The following is a 5,423-nucleotide window of genomic DNA, read 5'->3' as shown; positions in this document are numbered from 1 at the left end:
GCGATCCTCCCCGGCGAGTCGACGGTGGTGAAAAAACCCACCGAGCCGCTAAGCGGCGATTTACCGCTCGGCGATCGCAGCAACCTGTTGTTTTCCGGGACCACCGTTAGCTCAGGGGCGGGAAAAGGGATCGTGGTGGCCACCGGCGGCAATACCGAGCTGGGCCATATCAACCAAATGATGGCGGGCATTGAGAAACACCGCACGCCGCTGCTGGTGCAAATGGACAAGCTAGGCAAAGCCATCTTTATCCTTATTCTGGTGATGATGGCGGCGCTGTTCGTCTTTAGCCTGCTGTTCCGCGATATGCCGGTCTCCGAACTGATGCTGTCGTTGATTAGCCTCGCGGTGGCATCGGTCCCGGAAGGGTTGCCGGCGATTATCTCGATTATTCTGTCGCTCGGCGTACAGGCGATGGCCCGTCAGAAAGCGATTATCCGCAAGCTGCCGACGGTGGAAACCCTCGGCGCGATGACGGTTATCTGCTCGGATAAAACCGGGACCCTGACCATGAACGAAATGACGGTGAAGGCGGTGATCACTGCCGACAGCGTCTATCGGGTGGAAGGGGATAGCTATGAGCCGGTCGGTAAGATCCACGCCATTGACGATCCGACGCCGGTCACGATCGCGCCCGGCTCGCTGTTCGAGCGCTATCTGCGCACCATCGATCTGTGTAACGACAGCCAGCTTATCAAAGAGGAGAGCGGGCTGTGGAAAATCACCGGCGGCCCGACCGAGGGGGCGCTGAAGGTGCTGGCGGCGAAGGTCACTCTGCCGCCGCTGACCAGCGAACTGCGCAGTAAAATTCCTTTTGATTCGCAATATAAATACATGTCGACCCTCTACCGGCTGGGTGAAGAGGAGGTAGTGCTGGTCACTGGCGCGCCGGATGTCCTGTTCCGCCTGTGCCAGTATCAGCAGAGCGACAGCGGATTGCAGCCGCTGGATCTCCCGTACTGGGAAGGCAAAATTGAAGAGTACGCCCGGGAAGGGCTACGGATGGTGGCCGCAGCCTGGAAGCCGGCTGCCGCAGGCCAGACCGAACTGACCCATCAGGATCTGCAGCAAGGGGTGATTTTGCTAGGGGTCGCCGGGATGATGGATCCGCCGCGTCCGGAGGCCATCACGGCGATTGCCGACTGCCTGCAGGCCGGGATCCGCGTGAAGATGATCACCGGCGACCACCCGCAAACGGCGATGAGCATCGGCAAGATGCTGGGGATTGGCAATGCGGGAAATGCCATTACCGGACGCGAGCTGGAGGTGATGGACGACGCGCAGCTGAGCGTAGCCGCGCAGCAGTTTGATATCTTCGCCCGCACCAGCCCGGAAGATAAGTTCCGCCTGGTGCAGGCTCTGCAGAGTAAGAAAGAAATTGTCGGAATGACCGGCGATGGGGTGAACGATGCCCCGGCGTTGAAGCAGGCTGACGTCGGCGTGGCGATGGGGATCAAGGGGACCGAGGTGACCAAGGAGGCCGCCGATATGGTGCTGACCGATGATAACTTCGCCACCATCGCCAGCGCAGTCCGCGAGGGGCGCCGGGTGTATGACAACCTGAAGAAAACCATTCTCTTCGTCATGCCGACCAACCTTGCCCAGGGGTTACTGATCGTGATCGCGCTGCTGGCGGGCAACGTACTGCCGCTCACGCCGGTGTTGATCCTGTGGATGAACATGGCCACCTCCGCCACGCTGTCGTTTGGCCTGGCGTTTGAAGCCGGTGAGAAAAATATTATGCGGCGGCCGCCGCGCGATCCGAAAATTCACGTGATGGACGGCTTTGCCATCTGGCGCGTAGCGTTTGTGGGGTCAATGATTGCGGTCAGCGCCTTTATTCTCGAAGCCTGGCTGCAGCCGCGCGGCTATTCGCCGGAGTTTATTCGTACCGTGCTGTTGCAGACTCTGGTCACCGCCCAGTGGTTCTATATGCTGAACTGCCGCGTATCGGATGGATTCTCGTTAACCAAAGGTCTGCTGGCCAACAAAGGGATCTGGATCGTCAGCGGCGTACTGCTGGTGCTACAGCTGCTGATTATCTACGCGCCTTTTATGCAGATGCTGTTCGGCACCACCGGGCTGCCGTTCCGCTACTGGGTGATCACCTTTATCATCGGCTTCGCCATGTTCCTGATCGTGGAACTGGAAAAACCGCTGACCCGCAAATGGCGTTCCGCCTGACGGCGTGAAGCGCTGAACGAAAAAGAAAAGAGGGGGCATCGCCCCCTCTCTGGCTGACGACAAACCTGTTTCGTCATTGTGCTCGCATTTCTGCCGGGTGGCGACTTTCGCCTTACCCGGCCTACGAAAGACTTCAATATCAAACCGTTATGCAGTTATCTGTAGGGCCGCGCAAGCGCAGCGCCGCCGGGCAATTCCTGAAGATTGCACGTTGTCAGCAGTTTGAGAGAGGGCATCGCCCTCTCTTTTATTATGGTTCACGCTTGTTGCGCTTTACTGTTTCGGCTCGGCGACCACGGTGCTTCCCACGCCGCGGTTATTGTACTCCCACATGCGGTTGAAGCCGTTGTCGTTGAGGTTGCGCTGCAGATTGCCTTTGTCATCGGCGCTGCCGGTGTTGCCGCTGAACGGGCGGCCGGAGCCTACCGCCGCCGCCCACGGCTGGGCAATATTAAAGCCTTCATTGATAGCGCTGTCGCGGATCACCACCTGGCCGTTGCTATTGCCATCGACATCCAGCGCGCGGCCGAGCTGCGCGACGTTATCCCCGGAGGCGGTGAAGCGGCTGTTGGTCGCCAGGAAGCCGTAGGTCACGCTCTTCAGAGTAGCCGGCGCGAAGACGTAGGCCTCTTTCTGGGTACGGGAATTCACCACGCGGAAATCGGTGTTATCAAACACCACCGCGCCGCGGCCGGAAACGATATCCACATCGCCTTCAATGTAGCTGTTGGTCACCAGGGTGCGGGTCTGACGGTTGTCCTGCAGACGGTTTTGCACGCCGCTGTTGGTCACGAAGAAGGTGTTCTGACGGCCAAGAATATTGACCTTATTGATCTGCACCTGGTCGCCATCGCTGCGCAATGCCACCGCCTGGTGGGTACCGGCGTCAACGCTGTCGCCGAGGTTGTTGGCGATGGTCAGGTTCTGCAGCTGCAGACCATTATTCTGTGACCAGAAGACTGCGGAACACATTACGCCGACGGTCGCCGCGGATTTGCTTTGGCAACTGTCGAACATATACCACGCCGGTTTACCCGGCATATATTTACCGCCTGGATTGACCAGACGACGCCAGGTGTTGCGATCCATCTCGGAATCAATGGCTTCGCTGATTTTCACGTCGATTGGCTTATCGCCAGTACCATACAGGGTCAGGGCGCCCGGCGCCGCCGGAACGTAGACGGTTCCAGGGTACTCGCCCGGCATAATCGCGATATACAGACGACGGTTAGAGTGACGGGCAATTGCCGCATCCACCGCCGCCTGAATGGTGGTATGGGTTACGCCCTGGGTTCCCGCAGGGCCGACGATAAAGTCAGGCTGCGCCGGCAGGCTGATGGCAGACGGCGTCCAGGCGGCGGCGTTGGGAGCCAGCGACTGGAAATAGGCCGCCGGCGTGAAGTTTTTCGCTTCTTCGGCGTTGAGTATGGGACGCGCGGTAGTGCCCGGTGCAGTCTGCGTTGAGGGCTGTTGATCGGCAGGCGTCGAGCTACAGGCGGACAGCGTCACGCCGAAGGCCAGCGCCAGCGCCAGACGGGAAACGGAATATGTGTTCATGTTGCTCCGGGCAAAATTAAGCGTAGTGAAATACCCCGGCTGAGACGCCAGGGTATAAGTCCTTTAAAACCTGCTGTTTTATACTAACTTGAACGAAACGGGAAGACGTGGACGGAAAAACTTACCGTCTTTACGCAACGCGCAGCCCTGCCGGATGGTCTTTAGTCACAAAAAAATAACATTTCCCTGCGCTATTGTTGACTTTACCGGCGTTATGAAAATAAATGTCTATACAACCCATGACAAGTTAAGCGCTATGACTGAAGCCACTTCCGAACTCGTTATCTGGCGAAACGGGCGTCTCGCCACCCTGAACCCCGATCACGCTCAACCTTACGGCCTGCTGGAGCGCCACGCGCTGCTGGTGCGCGACGGCCGCATCGCGGCGATTGTCGCCGAAGATGACGTCCCCAGCGGGCGCAGTATCGATCTTGAAGGCCGGTTGGTAACGCCGGGATTAATCGACTGCCACACCCATCTCGTCTTCGGCGGCAGCCGGGCCCAGGAGTGGGAGCAGCGGCTGAACGGCGTGTCGTATCAAACCATCAGCGCCAGCGGCGGCGGCATTAACTCCACCGTGCGCGCCACGCGCGACAGCAGCGAAGCTGAACTACTGGCGCTGGCCCAGCCGCGTCTGGAACGCCTGCTGCGTGAAGGGGTGACCACCCTGGAGATCAAATCCGGCTACGGCCTCGACCTGCCAAACGAACGCAAAATGCTGCGGGTCGCCCGACAACTGGCCGATCATAATGGCGTGGAACTGTCGGCGACGCTGCTCTCCGCCCACGCCACGCCGCCGGAATATCAAGGCGATGCTGACGGCTATATTACGCTGGTCTGCGAGACCATTTTGCCGACGCTGTGGCAGGAGGGACTGTTTGAAAGCGTTGACGTCTTCTGCGAAAACGTCGGCTTCAGCCCGCAGCAAACTGAGCGCGTCTTTCAGGCGGCGCAGGCGCTGGGCATTCCGGTAAAAGGCCACGTTGAGCAGCTCTCGTCGCTGGGCGGCGCGCAGCTGGTGAGCCGCTATCATGGGCTTTCCGCCGACCATATCGAGTATCTGACGGAAGAGGGCGTGGCGGCGATGCGCGAAAGCGGCACCGTGGCAGCCCTGCTCCCCGGCGCGTTCTACTTCCTTAATGAAACCCGTAAACCGCCGGTCGAGCTGCTGCGCAAGTACCAGGTGCCGATGGCGGTGGCGACCGATTTCAACCCCGGCACCAGCCCCTTCGCCAGCCTGCATCTGGCGATGAACATGGCCTGCGTCAAGTTTGGCCTGACGCCGGAGGAGGCGTGGGCCGGGGTGACGCGCCATGCCGCGCGGGCGCTGGGGCGCCAGGCCAGCCACGGCCAGCTGGCGCCGGGCTTTGTCGCTAACTTCGCCATCTGGGATGCTGAGCATCCCGTCGAGATGGTGTATGAGCCGGGGCGCAGTCCGCTCTGGCATCGCGTTGTTCAAGGAGAATTGCAATGATGCTGTGGCAAGCTACGCCAGCCAGTCTCTGGCAGGGACGCGACGACAGCGCGGAAGCGCCCAATGCGCTGCGCCTGTTCCAGACCATCGCCCGCGCGGAACGCTTCGCGCCGCAGGAGATGCCCGGCGATATCGCGCTGCTCGGCTTCGCCTGTGACGAAGGGGTCCGGCGTAACAAGGGGCGTACCGGGGCAGCGGACGGGCCCCC

3 protein-coding genes and 1 pseudogene are annotated in these 5,423 nt (G+C 60.3%); 3 read left to right on the top strand and 1 reads right to left on the bottom strand.

The window, feature by feature from the left end:
• The coding region (locus HMPREF9538_RS11270) for an HAD-IC family P-type ATPase (RefSeq protein WP_009485371.1) at positions 1-2,184 on the top strand (2,184 nt) is incomplete at its 5' end.
• A gap of 273 nt (positions 2,185-2,457) precedes the next feature.
• Here HMPREF9538_RS11270 and HMPREF9538_RS11275 read toward each other — a convergent pair.
• On the bottom strand, positions 2,458-3,741 hold the full coding sequence (locus HMPREF9538_RS11275; RefSeq protein WP_004142122.1) for a putative acyl-CoA thioester hydrolase: 1,284 nt from the start codon (positions 3,739-3,741) through the stop codon (positions 2,458-2,460).
• Positions 3,742-3,895: 154 nt separating this feature from the next.
• On the opposite strand from HMPREF9538_RS11275, the gene hutI reads away from it, so the two are divergent.
• Both hutI and HMPREF9538_RS11285 read left to right on the top strand, forming a co-directional pair.
• Complete coding sequence (hutI, locus tag HMPREF9538_RS11280) at positions 3,896-5,215, top strand: imidazolonepropionase (RefSeq protein WP_004153329.1); 1,320 nt, start codon at positions 3,896-3,898, stop codon at positions 5,213-5,215.
• Positions 5,212-5,423, top strand: a pseudogene (locus HMPREF9538_RS11285) (formimidoylglutamase); the annotation flags it as partial. The gene hutI and the pseudogene HMPREF9538_RS11285, both read left to right, overlap by 4 nt.

Source organism: Klebsiella sp. MS 92-3, from assembly GCF_000195655.1.
GTDB classification, from domain to species: domain Bacteria; phylum Pseudomonadota; class Gammaproteobacteria; order Enterobacterales; family Enterobacteriaceae; genus Klebsiella; species Klebsiella pneumoniae.
The sequence above is the reverse complement of the archived record's forward strand: the minus strand, read 5'-3'. Positions and strand labels throughout refer to the sequence as shown.